The following is a 19,410-nucleotide window of genomic DNA, read 5'->3' as shown; positions in this document are numbered from 1 at the left end:
AACAGGTGTGGTACTAGAAATTCCTATTCAGGAAATCTCTCGGGACACGACTCTTTCAGGAATTCCATTAAAAGTATATCCAATAGTAGATGAGCTGGATAAAAAACTTCTTAAGGAGCTTTATAACAATGACTTATATGATTATATGTATAAAGAAATTGTGCAAATGGATTATAGTGAAACGGTAAAACAAACGCTTCCAACGGATACGCTCAAAGCACGACTGGCGACCATTAACGAAAGCACTCCTTTTCAAATTGATTACAATCCTATTTTAGAAAAACTGATCAATAAAAAGCTCAGTTACCAGCGTGTTTATATGGAACGCTTGATGACACTGAGTGATTATTATTTTCCCTTATTTGAGCCGTATTTAGATCAGTATGACATACCGCTGGAGATGAAGTATCTCGCAGTGATTGAAAGCGCCTTAGAGCCCCGTATCAAGAGCCGCGTAGGAGCAACTGGATTGTGGCAGTTCATGTTTACTACGGGTCGCAGTTTTGACTTAGAAGTGAACTCTTATGTAGATGAGCGCATGGATCCTATAAAATCAACGCAAGCAGCTTGTAAATTTATGCGCAGTCTCTATAGAATCTATGGAGATTGGGATTTGGTTTTAGCCGCTTACAATTCTGGTCCAGGGAATGTAAATAAAGCGATACGTCGCAGTGGTGGGTATAAGAATTATTGGAATATCAGACCTTATCTTCCGCGAGAAACGGCTGGTTATGTCCCAGCTTTTCAAGCGATGATGTATCTTTTTAAATATGCGCCTGAGCACGGTTTTGAGCCGCAACAAACGACTTTTAAAACTATTGCTACCGATACGATTCGAGTAAAAAGAATGATTTCTTTAGAACATGTGGCTCAATTTACAGACCAAGATCTGGAGGTCATACAGTTTCACAATCCTTCTTATAAGCTGGATATTATTCCAGTAGTGAAGGGAAAAAATTATAATTTGCGATTGCCGGTACGTGATGCGGCAAAATTTGTGAGTAATGAAGCTGCTGTGTACGCTTTCGCGAAAGCGGAATTTGAAAAAATTGAAAAACCACTTCCAGAACTTTTTAAAGCACAAAGCCGAACCGTATATCGAGTGAAAAATGGTGATTATCTAGGTAAAATAGCCAATACATACAACGTAAGAGTAAGTCAGATAATGAGATGGAATAACCTAAGGAGCAATAACTTGCGTATAGGGCAAAAGCTCTACATTCATTCCAGAAATCCAGTTATACAATCGAGCTCCTCAACGGGTAAAACACCTGCTATCTATCATATAAAAAGCGGTGACAGTTTGTGGAAAATAGCTAATAAATATGGCATATCTATTGCAGGCATACGCAAAATGAATCCTACTGCTTCAGATAACCTTAAAGTAGGTGCCACCTTAAAATTAAAGTAAATATGAATAAATTATATCTAATTCTTGCTGTAGGTCTTGCTTTTATAAGTTGTGATGATAAAGTAGTCGTAGTTCAAGACAGCTCAGGAAGGTTGAATGACATACTGATAGTTATAGAAAACAGCGACTGGGATGGACCGCTAGGTGATGCCGTGAGAAAAGAGTTTGCTAGACCATTAGATGGTATTGTAAGAGAAGAGCCCATGTTTACTCTTAACCATGTGAAGCCTAGTGCTTTTGAGGGAAGGCTTAAAAAATCCCGTAATTATTTGTTCTTAAAGAAATCAGACAGCAGCGGTGTGAGTGTGAAGAAAGATTTGTACGCAAACCCACAGTTAGGAGTTGTGGTAAGAGGAAAAGATAAAAAAGACATCGCTAGAGTCATTTCAGAAAATGCCGATGACATGATCGCTATTTTCAACACAGGAGAGGTAGCTCGCAAGCAGTATCTTATGGACAAAGTAGCTTTGAATACCGACAGGTTGAAAGACCGTTTTGGCTTTGAGATCATCGTCCCACGTGCCTATCGTTTTGCTACTTATAATGGTGAGTTAGACAATAATTTTTTCTGGTTGCGTAGAGATATCAAAGAGGGCACGATGGATATAATGATCTATGAAGTAGATCGCAATAGGATCAAACGCAGCGACAGTACTGTTTTAGATATTGTAAAGGTGCGTGATTCTATAGGTAAGGCAAAGATCTTAACAGATGGCGGTCCTTTCCAGACAGAACCTGCTTTCTCTCCTTATGTAAATGAAAGTCAAATCGATGGAAAATTTGCTTTTGAAACTAAGGGAACTTGGGAAATCAAAGACATGTTTGTTGCAGGACCTTTTGTCAACTATGCGATTTACAATAAACAAAAAGACAACTGGTTGATTATAGAAGGTTATGTGAGTGCTCCTAGCAGCAAGCAGCGCGACTATTTATTTGAGATAGAAGCGATTTTGAAGAGTGTTCATTTTTTGGAAAAGAAGAAAGAGTAAGACAAACTTTAACCCATAAAAAATCCGCATCATTTTTAAAATGATGCGGGTTTTTTGATTTTGATACGACAACTACTTGTCTAGGTTCGTGGCATCGTCTTTTTTAGGATCTTCTTCTTTGGAAGCGTCCTTAAATTCTTTGATACCGCCACCTAAACCTCGCATCAATTCCGGTATTTTTTTACCTCCAAAGATGAGAAGTATCACAACTACTATGAGAATAATACTCCATAAACCTGGCATTGCCAAAAAGAAATTTGCTATCATGATTTGCTCTTTAATAGAGGACAAATATACAACAAGCCATATAACAACACCTATCTAGGCTGTTAATCTTTGACAGAGGCATTTTGATAGGTTTGGAAGTTTGGGTTTTCTACAAAACGTATGGAGGTATACGCACACCACATATTCCCAATGGTTTGCGGTTCTTTGTACTTTAACAATTCCAGTAGATCGCCTCTAGTGAAAATCATAATATGAAGCCCTAGAGTGCGTATAATGGAGATCAAACGGCATCATTTTCTCGTGAAGTTCAGAATCAGTTGCTCTGTAGAGTAAAAGATAAGAGTGATTGCTGCACGGAAATTTTTATAAACCTGCTAGGAATCAAGAATTTAAGTGGTTCTTTCGCTATGTTTAGTTGAAATATGTAAAGCAGGTAAAATAGTAAGTGACCGCTTCTTCATTAGAGTTAGACCGCAAAAGGACCAATAGCTGGCAGGTTAAATATAAGTGGTATTATAGTCTTTTGTCTTCAGTCAGTAACTTTAAGAGCAAAGCAATCAAACAGATACTCATTTGTAACTTTAGTCTATAATTCTCTAAAAAAGACAGCCGGAAAATATAAGCATCACTTCCTACCTGATACCTAAAAAACTAATTATATTTGTTTCATGTTAGTTTATAATGGCAAGAAAAAATAAAAACCAAAAAAGCAAGTTGACTCATCAGTATCGAATGGTGGTGCTTAATGACGATACCTTTGAAGAGCGTTTTAGTTTTAAATTAAACAGGCTTAATGTATTTGTATTGACTTTTATAAGCGCTGTTTTGTTGATAGCAGCAACTACTATACTTATAGCATTTACACCCATCAGAGAGTATATCCCCGGATATGCTGACGTTACCACTAAGAAAATAGCGATAGAACTCACTAAAAAAACGGACTCCTTAAGACAAGTAGCTCGTATTAATCAAGAATTTTATGGGCGGATTAAAATGCTTCTTAATGGAGATATTACTTCAGAAGAATACGCGCGCATTGACAGTGTTGCAAATGTAGAAACAAACTTAGCACTACCAGATCTTACACCCATTAAGGAAGACAGTTTGCTTAGAGAAGAAGTAGCACAAGCAGATCGTTACAGTGTTATTACTGGAGCAAAGGCTAAAACGAACCTAGTTTTCTTTCCTCCAGTAAAAGGAATTGTTTCTGGAAACTATGATACAGAGATCAAACATTATGCGGTAGACGTAGCAGCGGCATCTGGAACGCCTATTAAAGCGGCAGCAGACGGCACGGTGGTTTTTGCTAGTTGGAGTGTAGAGACTGGATACACCATGCTTCTAGAGCACGCTTATGGACTTATTACTGTTTATAAGCACGCAGGAAACCTTAACAAAGAGCAAAACGATAAGGTTCTCGCAGGAGAAGTAATCGCTAGCGTGGGAAATACGGGTGAATTGACCACTGGGCCGCACCTACATTTTGAAATCTGGAGCGACGGCTATCCATTAGACCCTACTAACTTTATCAATTTTGAGTAAATGTCATTAAAGTCAATCGCTGCAAAAGTTTTTGCCACAATCATTGATAGAAAAACTAAAAAATGGGTTACAGATCCTGTAGGTTCACAAGACAGAGTTTTTAAATATTTATTAAAAACGGCTGGAGGAACCGCTTTCGCAAAAGCGCACTCCTTTTCCAGTATCAAAACACACAAAGACTTCATAAAGAACGTTCCCGTAAGAGATTACGAACAGCTACGCCCGTTTGTGGATCGAGTTGTGGCAGGAGAGCAGGACATTCTATGGCCAGGAAAGCCACTTTATTTTGCCAAAACCTCTGGAACAACCAGTGGAGCAAAATACATTCCTTTAACTAAGGAGTCAATGCCAGAACACATCAAAGCAGCACGTAATGCGATTTTAAGTTACATCCATGAAACGGGGAACTCACAATTTGTAGATGGTAAAATGATATTTCTTCAAGGAAGTCCAGAAATGGAGACCAAAAACGGCATTCAACTCGGCAGATTGAGCGGTATTGTAGCTCATTATGTTCCTAATTACCTACAGAAAAATAGATTGCCCTCTATGAAAACCAACTGTATGGAAGATTGGGAAGCAAAAGTAGAAGCAGTTATCGACGAGACCTTACCAGAAAAAATGAGCGTTATTTCTGGAATCCCCAGTTGGGTACAAATGTATTTTGAGCGCATTGCACAGCGCACAGGTAAGCGAGTAGGTGAGGTGTTTCCAGATTTTAATCTATTTATTTACGGAGGTGTTAATTTTGAGCCTTATCGGGCAAAATTTCATCAGCTTATAGGTCGCAAAGTGGACAGTATCGAACTTTTCCCAGCCAGTGAAGGATTTTTTGCGTATCAAGACAAGCAAAAGGAGAAAGGAATGCTCTTGCTGCTCGATGCAGGTATTTTCTACGAGTTTATTCCAGCAAATCAGTTTCAAGAGGAAAACGCACCGAGATTCACCATAGGAGAAGTAGAAATAGGAATCAATTATGTGATGATTATCTCTACCTCAGCAGGATTGTGGGCCTATAATATAGGAGACACCATTGCTTTTACCAACACCAGTCCCTATCGAGTAACGGTAACCGGTCGCATCAAACATTATATAAGCGCCAGTGGAGAGCATGTAATCGGTAAAGAAGTAGAAGAAGCTATAAAAGCCGCTTCTAACGAGTTGCACATCATCATCAATGAATTTACCGTAGCTCCACAATTAAATCCATCTGATAGCGCGCTGCCTTATCACGAGTGGTTTGTGGAATTTGGTCATCATCCAGATCTAGACCTCCAACAATTATCGCAAGTGCTAGATCTTCAAATGAGAAAGCAAAACGCCTATTACGACGATTTAATAACTGGAAAAATCCTCCAACCTTTAAAAATCACCCCGGTACCAGCAAACGGTTTTAAAGAGTATATGAAAACTATTGGTAAACTTGGTGGGCAAAATAAACTTCCCAGACTTTCTAATGACCGTAAAATGGCAGATATTATGGAGAAGATTATTTTAGAATCTTAGAAATTGTTTTGAGTATATCAAATACCTCATTCATTTTTTCACTGTGATGGAGAACTACAAACGCAATCGGAGCACTGTGGCTATATCTCGTTGTAGCTAGAGCTCCAAACTAAAAACTAAATTCTGCGACTGTAAACTGCGACTTAATAACATTATCTTTGCATCGAAAGAACATTTATGCCTATAATCAACGTAGAACCACGCACCAGAGCTCAAGAAAGCACCAATGCCATTGAGCGCATGTATATCACCATGCGACACCTATTTAATAGAGGTTTTTATAAGCCTATGGGTATTAGTGGTGAATCTTTAAGAGAATCCTTGCTTACTATAAGACCAGAGATCTATGGTTCTATTGCAGAGGACAAAATAGAATTAAGCGGGTTGCTTTATGTAATGGACAGATTACCAGTAGGCATAGAAGAATGTACCTACATTAATCTTACTAGTGATGAAGGATATGAAGGCTCTCATTTTAAAGCAATTGTTCCTAAAAAGAGACGTCGCAACTGCTATCGCATAGACAGCCAGCAAATGAATATTGAGGTGACTCGAGGTAGATCTGAGATTTATGATATCCTAACGCACCTTACTTTTTTGATGATAGAGTCGCATAAGATCATGAAACAAGTGATTGTGGGAGACATTGGAAATACCACTAGAGACTGGAAATGTCTGGAAATTGCCGTATCAAAGAAAAAATTAAGTCAGGAAGAGAAAGAAGTTGCTATTACACACGTAGCAAATATATTAGGCCGCACTTTTGATGAGGTAACCTCTGTGTATACAGAATTTGCTACCCCAGCAAACCCTAATAGGTTTTTGAGTGTCATCTATCATTTAGGAAAACTTGCCAAACAAGAAGTTCTCGATGAAGAAAAACGTTTGGTTACCTTTTCTCCAGTTTTAAGAGAGCGACTAGGGCATCATATTCATGGTGACGTCTGGGCATTGCGCATCAAAAAACATTTGGTAGAAAAAGGACTTTTTGAAAGACCGCTGCATATTATTAGTGCCAATTTGCATAGTGTAATGAACTCGCTTTACGGTCCTAAAGCCTTGGCTTCTCAGATGGAAAAGAGAAGCCGCATGGAAGTCTTTGCAGAATTGAGCAATGATAGTGGTAAGAAAAACCGGGATTTGGTTAAAAAACATGCGCTCGTTAATGGAATGAGCGAGCTTAAAGATAAAAGCGGTACCAATATCAACGTTCAGATTTTTGATCTTGCATCTTCTGAATTTAGTAAGGTAGATTTTTGTGATGCACGCTTTCGCGAAAGCGAGACCAGCACAAAACCAGTACTTATAGTCATGGATTATGCTTTTGGAGAGCAAGCTTATGAAACTATGGATGAGTTGTTGAAACCATTTAAAGATGAGCACGGAAAAACGCACCAAATGAACGTAAAATCCATTAATGTGATGGGTAAGGCAGGAATTTTAGAAGGTGATAAAGGCGATATTATGGTACCAGACGCGCACGTTTTTGAAGGAACTGCAGATAATTATCCTTTTAAAAACAGACTTTCCAAGAAAGACCTAGAATGTGACGACATTAAAGTGGTGACAGGATCTATGGTGACTGTTTTAGGAACATCGTTACAAAATAAAGACCTGTTAGAATTTTTCTATAACTCCAGCTGGAAAGTCATAGGGCTTGAAATGGAAGGCGCACATTATCAAAAAGCCATACAAGCAGCCTCTAGAGTAAGACGCAGTATACGTAAAAAAGTAAAAGTACGTTATGCTTACTATGCGAGTGACAATCCCTTAAAAACGGGTCATACCTTAGCTAGTGGCGGATTAGGGCTCATAGGCGTTAAGCCCGTTTATGTGATTACAGAAAAGATATTAGAACAAATTATGGAGAATAGTATCAAAGTAGAACCAGTAACAGAGCAAGAGCTGGAAACAGAGGAATAGTCTAAAAGATAACTCGTTGAAATAATTAGAAGTAAACCAATATATTTGAAGACTTGACAAAAAGAATTTTATGGACAACCAACCTAACAATAATCAAGAACAAGAGGTAGATTTAGTGCCTGTTTTTGTGTGGATCAGCAATGGATTTAAAAACCTGTTCAAAGCAATAGGGAGCTTCTTTATAGGAATTGCTCATTTCTTCGTGTTGACTCTAATATTTATTAAGAGTCATGTTATTCTGTTAGGAATATTTTTTTTACTGGGTGGCGTTTTAGGTAATTACCTCAGTCGAGAATCAAAAAAAACATTTACTGCTCAGTTAAGAGTGCAACCCAATTTTCAAAGTGCGGCTCAATTAATTTCTAATCTTGAACACTATAACTCGTTAGTATATCAGGAGGACTTTTTAAACTTAGCCAAAGAATTAGGAATCAATGCGTCAGAGGCAGAGAAACTTAAAAGTTTTGGAATCAAACCAGATTTTAGTGACACGGAGCTTCTTATGGAGTATGATACATTCGCTCGCTCTTCTGATACAATGGCGTTAGAAAATTTCACTTTTGAAGGTTTTAAAGCTGCTAAAAGAGTTATAGATTATGAATATTATACGGTGCAAATCTCTGGCACGGATAAAAAAGCACTTGGAAAAGCGGCTACTTATGCGATACAAGTAGAAGATAATCCCGTAATCAAGGGATTGCGATTATCTAGTATCGAGACCAATACATTCAATATTACGAGTCTAGAATACCAGTTGACGGAGATTGATTCTTTATTTAATGCGTATCAAATGGCTATAAAATCAACTGATTCTCAAAGTCAAGCCAGTACAAACGTGTATATGGGTGACCAAAGAAACTCAAATGCCTACAATGATTTATTTAATCAAAAAGCTTCTACTTTAGATAAATTAAAGGAGGAAAGAGAAGATAAATACAGTTTTGATAACACCGTCAATATCAGTTCTTACTTTGTAAAACAAGGAACCATAGAAAAGCAGTATCTAACAATGAAAGGAGCCTTTATTTTCTTTGGGCTCGGACTGTTAATTGCTTTAATGCCAATTGTCTTAAGGTTTTTAAAGTCTTATAAAATCTAAATGAAAATACGCGATACATCACTTTTAGATTGTAAGATTATAGAGCCAGCAGTATTTCCAGACGCACGAGGTAAATTTGTTGTAGTATTTGATAATTATGCATTTACGGCTGCCTTACCTTTTCAAAAACCTTTTATAACCACCAATGAAAGCACCTCATCTTACGGTGTTTTAAGAGGCTTACACATGCAAAAAGGGGATGCCGGTCAAGCTAAATTAGTGAGATGCGTTCAAGGTCGTATTCTAGACGTTGCCGTGGATTTTAGACCAGGCTCACCTACTTACTTAAAGCATTTTACGCTAGAGTTATCAGGTGATAACCACAAACAACTACTCGTTCCTAGAGGGTTTTTACACGGCTTCTCCGTACTCTCAGAAACGGCGATTGTGAATTATCAAATAGATAATACGTACCAACCAGATATGGAACTAGGCTTGCGTTATGACGATCCACAATTAGCCATAGACTGGCAACTGCCCGAAGAAGATATGATTCTTTCAGAAAAAGACGAGAAATTGGGATTTCTCAAATAACCACTAAATCTTACCGTTTTGAAAATTCTTATTACCGGTGCAAATGGCATGTTGGGAACTGCGATAAAAGCAGCCTTGCAAGAACAAGAACTCTTCTGTTTTTCAAGTAAGGAACTGGATATTAGCTGTAGTTTTCAATTGGATCAAAAGGTCAAAAATATACGGCCAGATTACATCATAAATTGCGCGGCCTACACAGCGGTGGACTTAGCAGAAACTGAAGAAGAAAAAGCTTTCAAAATAAACGCGCTTGCTGTTCAAAAAATGGCGCAAATCTCAAAACAATACAAGGCTACATTCATTCATTTTTCTACAGACTATGTTTTTAAAGGCGATGCGGCAACTCCATACGTGATTGATCAAGAAACAGATCCTATAAATGTGTATGGCGCGAGTAAACTTGCAGGAGAAAAGGCCATTGCTCAAATAGATGGCAAACATTATATTTTTAGAGTTTCGTGGCTGTACGCACCACACGGCAAGAACTTCTTTAAATGGGTGGCTGGAACAGAGATCAAAGAATTGAACATAGTCGACTCTCAAACCGGTTCTCCTACCAGTGCTCTAGATGTAGCTGCTTTTATACATCACGTTCTTAAAAACGATCCTACAGCTTATGGAGCCTATCATTTTACCAATCAAGGAGCTTGGACTTGGTTTGATTTTGCACAAGCCATCAATAACAAGTTGGATTTAGGTAAAAAAATAACTCCAGTAGCCGACTTTAAAACAGCTGCAAAACGACCCGCTTATAGTGTGATGGACTGCCACAGGACTGAAGAGGTCTTCGGTTATAAAATCCCTACTGTTGAAGAAGGCTTAGATGGAGTTGTGGCAGTACATCAACATCAGTGAAGCTCTTATTACTCTGTTTTGTCATTCTAGAAAATGCGGAATAGAAAAAAGGGGCTTTAAAATTCCTTTTGATAAGTATAAGCCATGGTCAAGTTTATGTGGATTTCTTTATGATTTCTCCATAGAAGTGTAGAATCTAAGCTCTTTTTAGAGGTGTTTGGAATGCGTAAGGTAAAGAGAGACGTGAAAGCGAAAAAGCTTGTTTTTATCACGCTTTCGCAAAAGCGAGACCACAACAATTCCTAAGGAAACCGTATTTTTACAGCTTTACAAAAATAATATGTCTGTACAGCATCATAAAGTAGCCTTAATCACTGGAGTTACCGGTCAAGATGGCGCCTATTTAAGTGAGTTTTTATTAAAAAAAGGTTATGAAGTACACGGTATCAAACGCCGTGCTTCTCTATTCAACACTGATCGCATCGATCATTTATATCAAGACCCGCATGAGACTAATGTAAAATTCAAATTGCATTATGGCGATCTTACAGATACGACAAACTTGACTAGAATCATCAAGGAAACACAGCCAGACGAGATTTATAACCTTGCAGCTATGTCTCACGTACAAGTTTCTTTTGAAATGCCAGAATACACCGCAAATGCAGATGGCATAGGAGCTTTGCGTATTTTAGAATCGGTAAGAATATTAGGGCTGGAGAAGAAGACGAAGATTTATCAAGCTTCTACATCAGAATTGTATGGTAAAGTGCAAGAAATACCACAATCAGAAACCACCCCATTTTATCCGCGCAGTCCTTATGCGGTAGCAAAAATGTATGCGTATTGGGCAACGGTGAATTACCGGGAAGCTTATGGTATGTTTGCTTGTAACGGAATTCTTTTTAATCATGAATCTCCGGTACGTGGAGAGACATTTGTAACTCGAAAAATCACCCGTGCGACCTCTAAGATCGTAAAAGGTCTTCAAGACAAAGTCTATTTAGGAAACCTAGACGCAAAACGCGATTGGGGACATGCGAAAGATTACGTGCGCATGATGTGGATGATTTTACAACACGATGAAGCTGAAGATTGGGTGATTGCCACAGGAACGACTACCAGTGTGCGTGACTTTGTACGTATGGCTTTTCAATATATAGGAATAGAGTTGGCGTTTACAGGTGAAGGTGTGGAAGAGAAAGGAACGGTAACCTCTTGTTCCAACTCAGAGTACCAGCTAGAAATAGGTAAAGAAGTGGTAGCGGTCGATCCAAGGTACTTTCGCCCTACAGAGGTAGATTTATTGATAGGGGACGCTACAAAAGCCAAAGAAAAATTAGGTTGGGTTCCAGAAATAGCCCTTCAAGAATTAGTAAACGAGATGATGGAAAGCGATTTGCATCTTATGTCCCGAGAAGAATATCTAAAAAAAGGGGGTTATAGGATTAACAACTACTATGAGTAAGCTTATCCTTTGCCCTTTTAGAGGAAAGGGAATATCTTTTTTTAAAGTTCTAATAACAAAAGCACATGAATAAAACTGCCAAAATATACATCGCTGGACACCGCGGCCTGGTAGGAAGCGCTATTGTAGCCGAGTTAAAAGAATTGGGTTATTCTAACTTTGTAAGACGCACCCATAAGGAGCTTGATTTAACCAATCAACAAGCTACCGCTCAATTTTTTGCGACCGAAAAACCAGAATATGTATTTCTGGCAGCAGCTAGTGTAGGTGGTATTGTGGCAAACAACACCTACAGAGCCGATTTTATTTATAAAAACTTGATGATTCAGAATAATGTGATACATCAGAGTTATTTGAATGGAGTGAAGAAATTATTGTTCTTAGGAAGCACTTGTATTTATCCTAAAATGGCGCCACAACCTATGTCAGAAGACAGTTTGCTTACCGGGCCTTTAGAATATACTAACGAACCTTATGCCATTGCAAAAATTGCGGGGATCAAGATGTGCGAGAGCTATAATTTACAATACGGCACCAACTTCATTTCGGTCATGCCTACCAATTTGTATGGTCCCAACGATAATTTTGATTTACAAAAATCTCATGTACTACCGGCATTGATTCGTAAAATGCATCTAGGCAAGTTATTGATGGAAGGCAATGAGCAAGCTTTATGTGAGGATTTAGGTGTGGATAGTTACGCTTTCGCGAAAGCGGAATTACAAAAAAATGGCATTACAGAAAACAGCATCGCTTTATGGGGAACAGGTACTCCTAAACGGGAGTTTCTATGGTCTCACGACATGGCAAAAGCTTGTGTTTACCTTATGGAAAATGTCGATTTCAAGGAGGTAAAAGGAACGGATAAAGATATTAAAAACACACACCTCAACATAGGAACTGGAGAAGACATCGCTATCAAAGACCTAGCTGAGATGATAAAAGTCACCGTAGGTTATCGAGGAACTCTCGATTGGGACGCCTCAAAACCAGACGGTACCCCACGCAAATTAACGGATGTATCCAAGCTCCATAAACTGGGTTGGAAACACGAGGTAGGTCTTGAAAAAGGAGTGGAGATGATGTACAGGGCTTATTTGAACTCTTAAGCGCACTAAAACAGCTATTTTAACGTTGATCAAGGCAATCTAATCATGGTATGAGTAAGCTTTCTAAAAAACTTTCTGGAGAAGAAAAAACGGTGGCAAAGAACTATGGGGCTTTAGTTGTTCTCCAAGGTTTGAACTACTTACTACCCTTACTTATTATTCCCTTTTTAGAGCATCAGTTGGGTTTACAAAAATTTGGACTAGTAATGTTTGCTCAATCTTTAATGGTGTTTTTTGTATTGATAACAGATTTTGGCTTTAACATCACTGCGACAAGAGAAATTGCTATTCTTAAAACTGAAGGGAAGGACTTTTCTGAAGTTTATTTTAGAGTTTTTTGGGCCCGTTTAGCATTGGTTTTTTTGTGTTTTCTTTTGCTTGTAACTCTAGTTTTTTCTTTTGATAAATTTAGAATCCATTGGGAACTATATTTATTGAGTTACGGTGTTGTAATAGGCCAAGCTATTTTTCCAGTTTGGTTTTTTCAAGGAATAGAAAAGATGCGGTTGATAACTGTAGTAAACGTTGTCGCAAAAGTTATTTTTACAGTGTTACTTTTCTTTTTTATTAACTCTCCCGATGATTATATTCAAGTTCCATTGTTCAATTCAATAGGATTTATAATTGCTGGAATTTTGAGTCTGATTCTAAGTTTAAAATACGTGACTTGGCAAAAGCCAGACTTTTATGAGGGTTTATCATTTTATAAGGAAAGCTCACACATGTTTGTCTCTAATCTAGCAGCCTCTTTATACACATCGTTGAATACTTTTCTGTTAGGTATATTCGGTGGAGATGCTATGGTTGGAATTTATGCTGCTTTTGAAAAGCTTATTTTAGCATCTAAGAATATGTTTATTCCTATTTATCAATCTGTTTACCCATACATGTCTAGGAAATCTGGCAAAGAGATGAATCAATTGATGAAGAAATTACTGCTGGTGGTAACGGTTTTAGGTGTGCTTGTTTCTCTCGTATTCATAATTTTGGGAGAGTGGATTTTAGACTTATTATTTAAAGACCCGCAAATAGTAGAGAATGCTTATTTATTTAAAATCATGAGCTCAATTGCCTTATTCTCTGGATTAAATATGCTTTATAATGTATTGTACTTGCCAGCTACTAAGCAATTTAAAAAATTGATGAAAATTATGATTGCTGCAGGAATATTTAATGCACTTTTAAGTTTGATAATTGTACCTATCTATAAAATTGAGGGTACTGTAATAGCTGTGGTCACTACAGAATTTCTATTAGTGTTAGCAGCAGCTTTTTTGTATCGCAAAGAGCTAAAAAAGCCAGAGGAAAACCTTATAAACTAATAAAATGACTGTTTTATATCTATATGCGGAATTAATGGGTTATAACATCCCAGTGATTAAGGAGTTAACGTCTACTTATAAGGCCGTCGTTCATGTGGTACATTGGGATAAAAATAAACTAACACCTTATGTAGCTCCTAAAATTCCCGGAGTTACGTATTATAAACGTTCTGTTTTTGAGTCAGCAGATCTAATTGAACTAGCTAGACAAATCTGTCCAGATGTTGTTTACGTACCTAATTGGTACGATAAAGGTTATTTACCAGTGTGTAAATTATTGCGTAAAAAAGGCATTCCAGTAGTTGCGGGGTTAGATAATCAATGGATAGGCAATCTAAAGCAGTGGATGGGATGTATTTACATGCGGTTACATTTAAAAAAATATTTTTCTCATATTTGGGTTGCTGGTCCATCGCAATATGAGTTCGCCAGAAGACTAGGGTTCCATAAAAATCATATTATATTTGATTTTTATAGTGCTGATGTAGATAAATTTTCCTCTATAAGAAAGGCGGTAGAAACTATAAACAACCCTAAGAAGTTTTTATTTGTGGGGCGTTTAGAGCCAGTAAAAGGAATAGATTTATTGCTTAAGGCATGGAAAGAAATCAAAGATAAAAAGGGTTGGGATATTACCTTAATAGGGAACGGAAGTTTAAAATCACAATTGGAAGGTCATTCAGGAGTAACTTTAAAAGACTTTATGCAACCAGATGATCTTGTTCAGGAAATTAAGAATTATGGATGTTTTATATTACCCAGCACTTATGAGCCTTATGGAGTGGTACTTCATGAGTTTGCCGTTGCAGGAATGCCCATAATTGTCAGTAATGCTTGTGGAGGTGCCCCCGTATTTGTTGTCAATGGCTATAGCGGTTATCAATTTAAATCAGGAAATTATTTAGATTTAATTAGTAAAATGGAAAAAATCATGCGATTAGATACAGATCAATTCAATCAAATGAGCTTAAATGCACATGAGCAAGGAATTAAAATCACACCACAAACGAGCGCGGCCCAATTTATGTCCGTTTTGAATTAACTTATGGAGATAGGGATTTACATAGTACTTATTATATTTCAGATAGCGTTGATATTTAAAGTGGTGAAGTTTAATTTCATAAGCCCGATCTACATATATATTATCTTCTATTCATTATGTATTTCATTAACGGTGGCCTATTATTATTTTTACGAAGATAAAATCTCATTATATAATTTTGACTTTATAAGTAACCGACTGTTTTTAGAGGCTATTTCATTTCATGGATTAGCTCTTTGTGCCTTCTGTTTAGGAGTGCTCCTTTATTACGATTTTGCAAAACCTAAAGTCCGTAAACTTTTTAGTTCTTCTTTTGATAGTGCTTTGAAGTTTCAGTATGCGCTGCCAGAGAGCCTTAAAATGATGACACATATTTTTATGTGTGTCATCATTTTGTTATGTGCTTTTTCTTATGGTGAAATGTTGTTCTTTAGGGCAGAGTATTTAATTGAGAAAAATACTACTTTCATTACATTAATGAAGCTACTAAGCTTTGTTACCGTATTAATGCTCGGAGTTTCTTATAAAAACCAAAAATGGATCTCTGTTTTCTATTTTGCTTTAATTATGTTGATAGCTACAGGAACGGGTTCTAGATTAGCGGTAGTTTACTTATTAGTCTTCAGTTTATTAATATTTATATCGGGAAATAAATCGGGTTTCTCGAAGTTTTATTTAGGTGTCAATATTGTTTTGTCTTTTGTATATCTTGCATTTCTAATGAGTGTAAGATCCTTATCTACTCATGGTTTAATTCCATATGTAGGGAGTGTTTTTACTGACTCTACTGACATTACTTCTAGACTTGTTTTCAATGTATATTACACGTTTATATTTGGCATTTTCGTCACTTCTAAAACGCTAGTTGGAGATGCTACAACATGGAATACCATTTTGATAAGTGTGAATCCATTACCTGGTAAATGGGTAGGCTGGTATGATGTGGCAAATACATTAAGAGCAAATCGATTTGCGCCATACAGTGCAAATGGAGAAGTTTTTTCCATGGGAAAAATATTTACAGGGGTGTTTTTCACACTCATTGGGATAGCATTTAGCTTTATGGAAAGTAAAATGCGTTTTTTGTTTAAAACAGGCAATAGGGTTTTTGGTTTTATAATCGCTATTTTATGTATCCTCTTTGTGGTATACTCCTTTGAATATAATTTAAGATCGACCATGAGATACTTATATTACTCTCTCTTTGTTCTTTTCATTTATCAAATTTTAGGCAGATACGTTTATAAAATGAGATTTGTAAAGGTTCCAAAGAGCACTAAATCTGATTCATAGAATATGCGATCATTAAAAGTTAATTCGTTCGAAGAAAGAATATTGACGGTCATAATGATAGTTATAGGCCTGCTACCTTTGCTTCCTAATAAGTTAAAGCCATTGCCAGTAGTCGTTATTATCTTGGCTACTATTTTGCTACTATTTAAAAAAACCACAATATCGAACCGTCAAATATCTATTTGGATTCCAATGGTACTATCATCATTAGTATTGATTTATGCTATAAGTTTATTGTATACGGACAACATGCGAATTGGGTTAAAAAGGATTGAAACTGGCACCTCTTTGTTTGTATTGCCATGGGCCTTTTATTACTTAGGAAACCGCATACAGTGGGACGGGAAGCATTTAAAACTTCTTTTTCATATTTATTTTTGGTCTTCTATATTTTATGCGATTATGATCGTAGTTTTTTTCTGGACTTTAGGATATTATCAAGGAGAACAAACACTAGAATACAGCTTATCTTATCTTGATGGAATGCTAGAAGGATATAGTCAGCACCCTATTTATGCTTCCATGATTTTTGCGATAGCCTTATTCTTTATTCCGTATATATATGATCAATATAGAGGTTTTAAGAAAGTGTTTCTAAGTCTTGGAGTTATTATTTTAGTATATGTATTATTTCTGTTATTCAGAAAAGGGGTTATGATTGCTTTAATTTTGCCGGCAATTGTATTCATTTTTAAGAATAGAAAGGCAATAGGGAATACTAAATTAATTTTGTTAGCATCAGTTCTAATTACCTTTAGTTTCTTTTTTAAAGATAAAATATCAATTCGATTGGGAGAAGTGTTTGCAAAAACTAGCTTTGAAGAAGTAGATATTGAGAATTCCACTAGTATGAGATTTGCGATATATGAATGTGTTGTGGAAGACATTAAACAAAGCCCAATTACAGGTTATGGAATAGGAGATGGGTATGATCTGATAGCGACCTGTTTAAAAGATAAACACAACATAGTTTTTAAGGATAGTAAACAAAAGAAAAATGCGCACAATCAATATTTAGGAATATGGCATTATGCAGGAGGATTAGGACTCTTATTATTTATGATACAATTGTTAATATACTTCGTAAAGGCAATTAGTTCAAAAAACATGTTGTTTGTGCAGTTAGTGCTTTTTTTCAGTATTTTAATGCTCACTGAGAATATTCTAGATCGTCAGACTGGAGTTTTATTATTTGCCCTTTTTCTTAACCTATTCTTTTTTATGCATCTCGCCCAACCTAATCCATTTTTAAAAGTCAATAAGGGTAATGAATAGTTTATTTAAATCATATTCCTATAACAAGCTATTTCTAATTTCATTAGTATTGGTTTTTTGCACCCCTATTTTACCTCAATTGTTAAAGATTATTTCTATTGCTTTGTTTTTAGTGATTTGTATCACTGAATACATAAAAAACAAATCTAAATTTAAATGGGAATATTTCCTTTTTAATGCTGGTCTTTACCTCATGTATGTTTTTAGTTTACTGTATAGTAAAGACTTAGAGTATGGATTGCGCAAAGTAGAGATCTCTGCAGCATTGGTTGTTTTTCCTTTGGGTTTTGCACTTATTTCTAAAGATTTGATAACGCATGCGATAAAAAATTTAAAGCTGTTTTTTTATGTGTTTATAAGTGCTGTTTTAGTGCTTAATATCTTTGTATTTTCTTCATTTCTAAGCGCAGGGTATGATGTTTCTTCCTTTGGTGAATATGCAGATTTTGTGAATAGAATGGAAGGGTTTCCAGCTGTTCATTCCATCTATTTGAGCATGTACAACGCGATTGCGGTGCTTCTTATTTTTTATCTTCTTAGAACAGAACGCTTATTAAAAGCAGGTATTCCTCTTATTATTATAGGTTCTGTACTTTGTTTAGGTCTTATTTTATTATTAAAAAAAGGACCTATTTTCGGCTTGGTATTAGTTGCCACTTTACTTGCTATAAAGTATAAAATGTGGCGTGTATGGGCTTTTTATACGGTCTTTACAGCAAGCCTTGTCGCCACCTTATTTCTTTTTCCAGACACCTCACAACGCATTCATGATTTGTTTCAGGTAGAACGTATTAGCGCCGCTATAGAATCTGAAGAGATCAGAGCTACTATTTATAAATGTGGGAATAAAAAATTCCAAGAAGCAGGTTTAACTGGGTTTGGAATAGGCGATGGCAAAAATGAACTCCTTGATTGTTATCAGGAATACAACCCAACACTTGCTGCAACTTCCTATAATTCCCATAATCAGTACATCAGTCTTATTTTAAACGCAGGCTTTTTAGGCTTGCTTATTTTTCTCGCCTTTATATTCTATAATATCAACAGATCTTTAAAGTCTGGTGAATTTATTACAGTAGCAATTATCGTGTTTTACTGCATTGTGATGTTTTCAGAAAATATTTTAGAACGACAGAATGGAGTCTTGTATTTTTCCTTGTTTATCAACTTGTTGTATTTCTTAAGCAAAAACAATCAACAAAAACCTAGGGTAAACCACTCACAAGAACAAATATTAAAAGAACTCAAGTGATGTTGAAGCCTATCAAAGTACTTGTCTTAGGACCACTGCCGCTGCCTATTACGGGAGTGTCATTAGCAAACCAAGTGGTTGTAGAGCAACTGGAACAACATCCAGATTATAAGGTCGATGTGGTCAATACGAGTTTTAGTAGTTTTGATGAGAAACTGGGTTCTGTCAGCTTTAAAAAGATCATGTTTTACTTAAAACTTCAAGTCTTTTTCTTAAAAGTGTGGCGCAACGATATCATTTACATCACACCAGGACAGACGTTCTTTGGAGTATTCAAATATGCGCTTTATGTAATAGTTGCTTCCCTTTTGGGAAAGCAAATTATCCAACACATCCATGGAAACTTTTTAGGTAAACAATATCAAATGCTTACTGGTTTAAAGAAATCTATTTTCAAGTATATCATGAGTAAAACCGATAAAGGAATTGTCCTTTCAGATTCTTTGAAACTCAACTTCTCTGCTTTTATTCTTGAAAAAGATATTTATGTACTCAAGAATTTTGTTATCGATGAATTGTTCTTGCCTGACAAAACTCTTGAATCTAAAAATTACCAAGAATTAAGAATTGTTTATCTCAGTAACTTGATGGAAGAGAAAGGTATTTTTGACCTTTTAGAAGC

At 36.4% G+C, this 19,410-nt stretch carries 18 protein-coding genes; 16 read left to right on the top strand and 2 right to left on the bottom strand.

Annotated elements, in window-relative coordinates; translation table 11 throughout:
* Positions 1–7 precede the first annotated feature (7 nt).
* Together ACJAT0_RS09105 and ACJAT0_RS09100 are read left to right on the top strand one after the other, a co-directional pair.
* Positions 8–1,411 carry a LysM peptidoglycan-binding domain-containing protein gene (locus ACJAT0_RS09105; RefSeq protein WP_415181400.1) on the top strand — a complete coding sequence of 468 codons (1,404 nt, stop codon included), beginning with the start codon at positions 8–10 and terminating at the stop codon, positions 1,409–1,411.
* Positions 1,412–1,413: 2 nt separating this feature from the next.
* Positions 1,414–2,400, top strand: coding sequence for a DUF4837 family protein (locus ACJAT0_RS09100; RefSeq protein WP_415181399.1), 987 nt, complete (start codon positions 1,414–1,416; stop codon positions 2,398–2,400).
* A gap of 72 nt (positions 2,401–2,472) precedes the next feature.
* Here ACJAT0_RS09100 and ACJAT0_RS09095 read toward each other — a convergent pair whose 3' ends face one another.
* Complete coding sequence (locus tag ACJAT0_RS09095; protein ID WP_374003003.1) at positions 2,473–2,667, bottom strand: twin-arginine translocase TatA/TatE family subunit; 195 nt, start codon at positions 2,665–2,667, stop codon at positions 2,473–2,475.
* 62 nt (positions 2,668–2,729) lie between these two features.
* Positions 2,730–2,912 carry a hypothetical protein gene (locus ACJAT0_RS09090; protein WP_415181398.1) on the bottom strand — a complete coding sequence of 61 codons (183 nt, stop codon included), beginning with the start codon at positions 2,910–2,912 and terminating at the stop codon, positions 2,730–2,732.
* A gap of 430 nt (positions 2,913–3,342) precedes the next feature.
* Between ACJAT0_RS09090 and ACJAT0_RS09085 the strand changes: the two genes are divergently transcribed.
* The 14 genes from ACJAT0_RS09085 to ACJAT0_RS09020 all read left to right on the top strand — a co-directional run.
* Positions 3,343–4,170, top strand: a complete 828-nt coding sequence (locus tag ACJAT0_RS09085) for a M23 family metallopeptidase (protein ID WP_374003004.1) — start codon at positions 3,343–3,345, stop codon at positions 4,168–4,170.
* Positions 4,171–5,676: a GH3 auxin-responsive promoter family protein gene (locus ACJAT0_RS09080; RefSeq protein WP_415181397.1), complete on the top strand. Its 1,506-nt coding sequence runs from the start codon at positions 4,171–4,173 to the stop codon at positions 5,674–5,676. It abuts the gene before it with no gap.
* 177 nt (positions 5,677–5,853) lie between these two features.
* Positions 5,854–7,599: a DUF6909 family protein gene (locus ACJAT0_RS09075; RefSeq protein WP_415181396.1), complete on the top strand. Its 1,746-nt coding sequence runs from the start codon at positions 5,854–5,856 to the stop codon at positions 7,597–7,599.
* Between the two features lie 70 nt (positions 7,600–7,669).
* A complete protein-coding gene (locus ACJAT0_RS09070; RefSeq protein ID WP_415181395.1) occupies positions 7,670–8,698 on the top strand; it encodes a hypothetical protein in 1,029 nt (342 codons plus the stop codon).
* Positions 8,699–9,232 carry a dTDP-4-dehydrorhamnose 3,5-epimerase gene (gene rfbC, locus ACJAT0_RS09065; protein WP_415181394.1) on the top strand — a complete coding sequence of 178 codons (534 nt, stop codon included), beginning with the start codon at positions 8,699–8,701 and terminating at the stop codon, positions 9,230–9,232.
* 18 nt (positions 9,233–9,250) lie between these two features.
* Positions 9,251–10,087 carry a dTDP-4-dehydrorhamnose reductase gene (gene rfbD / locus ACJAT0_RS09060; RefSeq protein WP_415181393.1) on the top strand — a complete coding sequence of 279 codons (837 nt, stop codon included), beginning with the start codon at positions 9,251–9,253 and terminating at the stop codon, positions 10,085–10,087.
* A gap of 280 nt (positions 10,088–10,367) precedes the next feature.
* Positions 10,368–11,495: a GDP-mannose 4,6-dehydratase gene (gene gmd, locus ACJAT0_RS09055; RefSeq protein ID WP_374003010.1), complete on the top strand. Its 1,128-nt coding sequence runs from the start codon at positions 10,368–10,370 to the stop codon at positions 11,493–11,495.
* Positions 11,496–11,560: 65 nt separating this feature from the next.
* Positions 11,561–12,604 (top strand): GDP-L-fucose synthase family protein, encoded by a 1,044-nt coding sequence (locus ACJAT0_RS09050; protein ID WP_415181392.1) that lies wholly within the window; start codon positions 11,561–11,563, stop codon positions 12,602–12,604.
* A gap of 50 nt (positions 12,605–12,654) precedes the next feature.
* Entirely contained in the window at positions 12,655–13,926 is a 1,272-nt protein-coding gene (locus ACJAT0_RS09045) for an oligosaccharide flippase family protein (RefSeq protein ID WP_374003012.1), read from the top strand.
* A 4-nt stretch (positions 13,927–13,930) separates the two neighbouring features.
* A complete protein-coding gene (locus ACJAT0_RS09040; RefSeq protein WP_374003013.1) occupies positions 13,931–14,968 on the top strand; it encodes a glycosyltransferase family 4 protein in 1,038 nt (345 codons plus the stop codon).
* A gap of 132 nt (positions 14,969–15,100) precedes the next feature.
* The gene (locus ACJAT0_RS09035) at positions 15,101–16,261 is read left to right on the top strand and encodes a hypothetical protein (protein WP_415181391.1); all 1,161 of its coding nucleotides are present in this window, start codon (positions 15,101–15,103) and stop codon (positions 16,259–16,261) included.
* A 192-nt stretch (positions 16,262–16,453) separates the two neighbouring features.
* Complete coding sequence (locus ACJAT0_RS09030; RefSeq protein WP_415181390.1) at positions 16,454–17,536, top strand: O-antigen ligase family protein; 1,083 nt, start codon at positions 16,454–16,456, stop codon at positions 17,534–17,536.
* Positions 17,529–18,788, top strand: a complete 1,260-nt coding sequence (locus ACJAT0_RS09025; protein WP_415181389.1) for an O-antigen ligase family protein — start codon at positions 17,529–17,531, stop codon at positions 18,786–18,788. Before ACJAT0_RS09030 ends, ACJAT0_RS09025 begins: the two co-directional genes overlap by 8 nt.
* Positions 18,788–19,410, top strand: a 623-nt coding sequence (locus ACJAT0_RS09020) for a hypothetical protein (RefSeq protein ID WP_415181388.1), incomplete at its 3' end; no start/stop codon positions are given. The genes ACJAT0_RS09025 and ACJAT0_RS09020, both read left to right, overlap by 1 nt.

It is taken from the genome of Nonlabens sp. (assembly GCF_047636915.1).
Classification (GTDB): Bacteria; Bacteroidota; Bacteroidia; order Flavobacteriales; family Flavobacteriaceae; genus Nonlabens.
The sequence above is the reverse complement of the archived record's forward strand: the minus strand, read 5'-3'. Positions and strand labels throughout refer to the sequence as shown.

Excerpts from the sequence above, each read along its gene's own strand:
- ACJAT0_RS09100 (WP_415181399.1), top strand. The coding sequence starts at position 1,414 with ATGAATAAATTATATCTAATTCTTGCTGTAGGTCTTGCTTTTATAAGT.
- ACJAT0_RS09095 (WP_374003003.1), bottom strand. The coding sequence starts at position 2,667 with ATGATAGCAAATTTCTTTTTGGCAATGCCAGGTTTATGGAGTATTATT.
- ACJAT0_RS09080 (WP_415181397.1), top strand. The coding sequence starts at position 4,171 with ATGTCATTAAAGTCAATCGCTGCAAAAGTTTTTGCCACAATCATTGAT.
- ACJAT0_RS09075 (WP_415181396.1), top strand. The coding sequence starts at position 5,854 with ATGCCTATAATCAACGTAGAACCACGCACCAGAGCTCAAGAAAGCACC.
- ACJAT0_RS09070 (WP_415181395.1), top strand. The coding sequence starts at position 7,670 with ATGGACAACCAACCTAACAATAATCAAGAACAAGAGGTAGATTTAGTG.
- rfbC (WP_415181394.1), top strand. The coding sequence starts at position 8,699 with ATGAAAATACGCGATACATCACTTTTAGATTGTAAGATTATAGAGCCA.
- gmd (WP_374003010.1), top strand. The coding sequence starts at position 10,368 with ATGTCTGTACAGCATCATAAAGTAGCCTTAATCACTGGAGTTACCGGT.
- ACJAT0_RS09050 (WP_415181392.1), top strand. The coding sequence starts at position 11,561 with ATGAATAAAACTGCCAAAATATACATCGCTGGACACCGCGGCCTGGTA.
- ACJAT0_RS09045 (WP_374003012.1), top strand. The coding sequence starts at position 12,655 with ATGAGTAAGCTTTCTAAAAAACTTTCTGGAGAAGAAAAAACGGTGGCA.
- ACJAT0_RS09040 (WP_374003013.1), top strand. The coding sequence starts at position 13,931 with ATGACTGTTTTATATCTATATGCGGAATTAATGGGTTATAACATCCCA.
- ACJAT0_RS09030 (WP_415181390.1), top strand. The coding sequence starts at position 16,454 with ATGGTACTATCATCATTAGTATTGATTTATGCTATAAGTTTATTGTAT.
- ACJAT0_RS09025 (WP_415181389.1), top strand. The coding sequence starts at position 17,529 with ATGAATAGTTTATTTAAATCATATTCCTATAACAAGCTATTTCTAATT.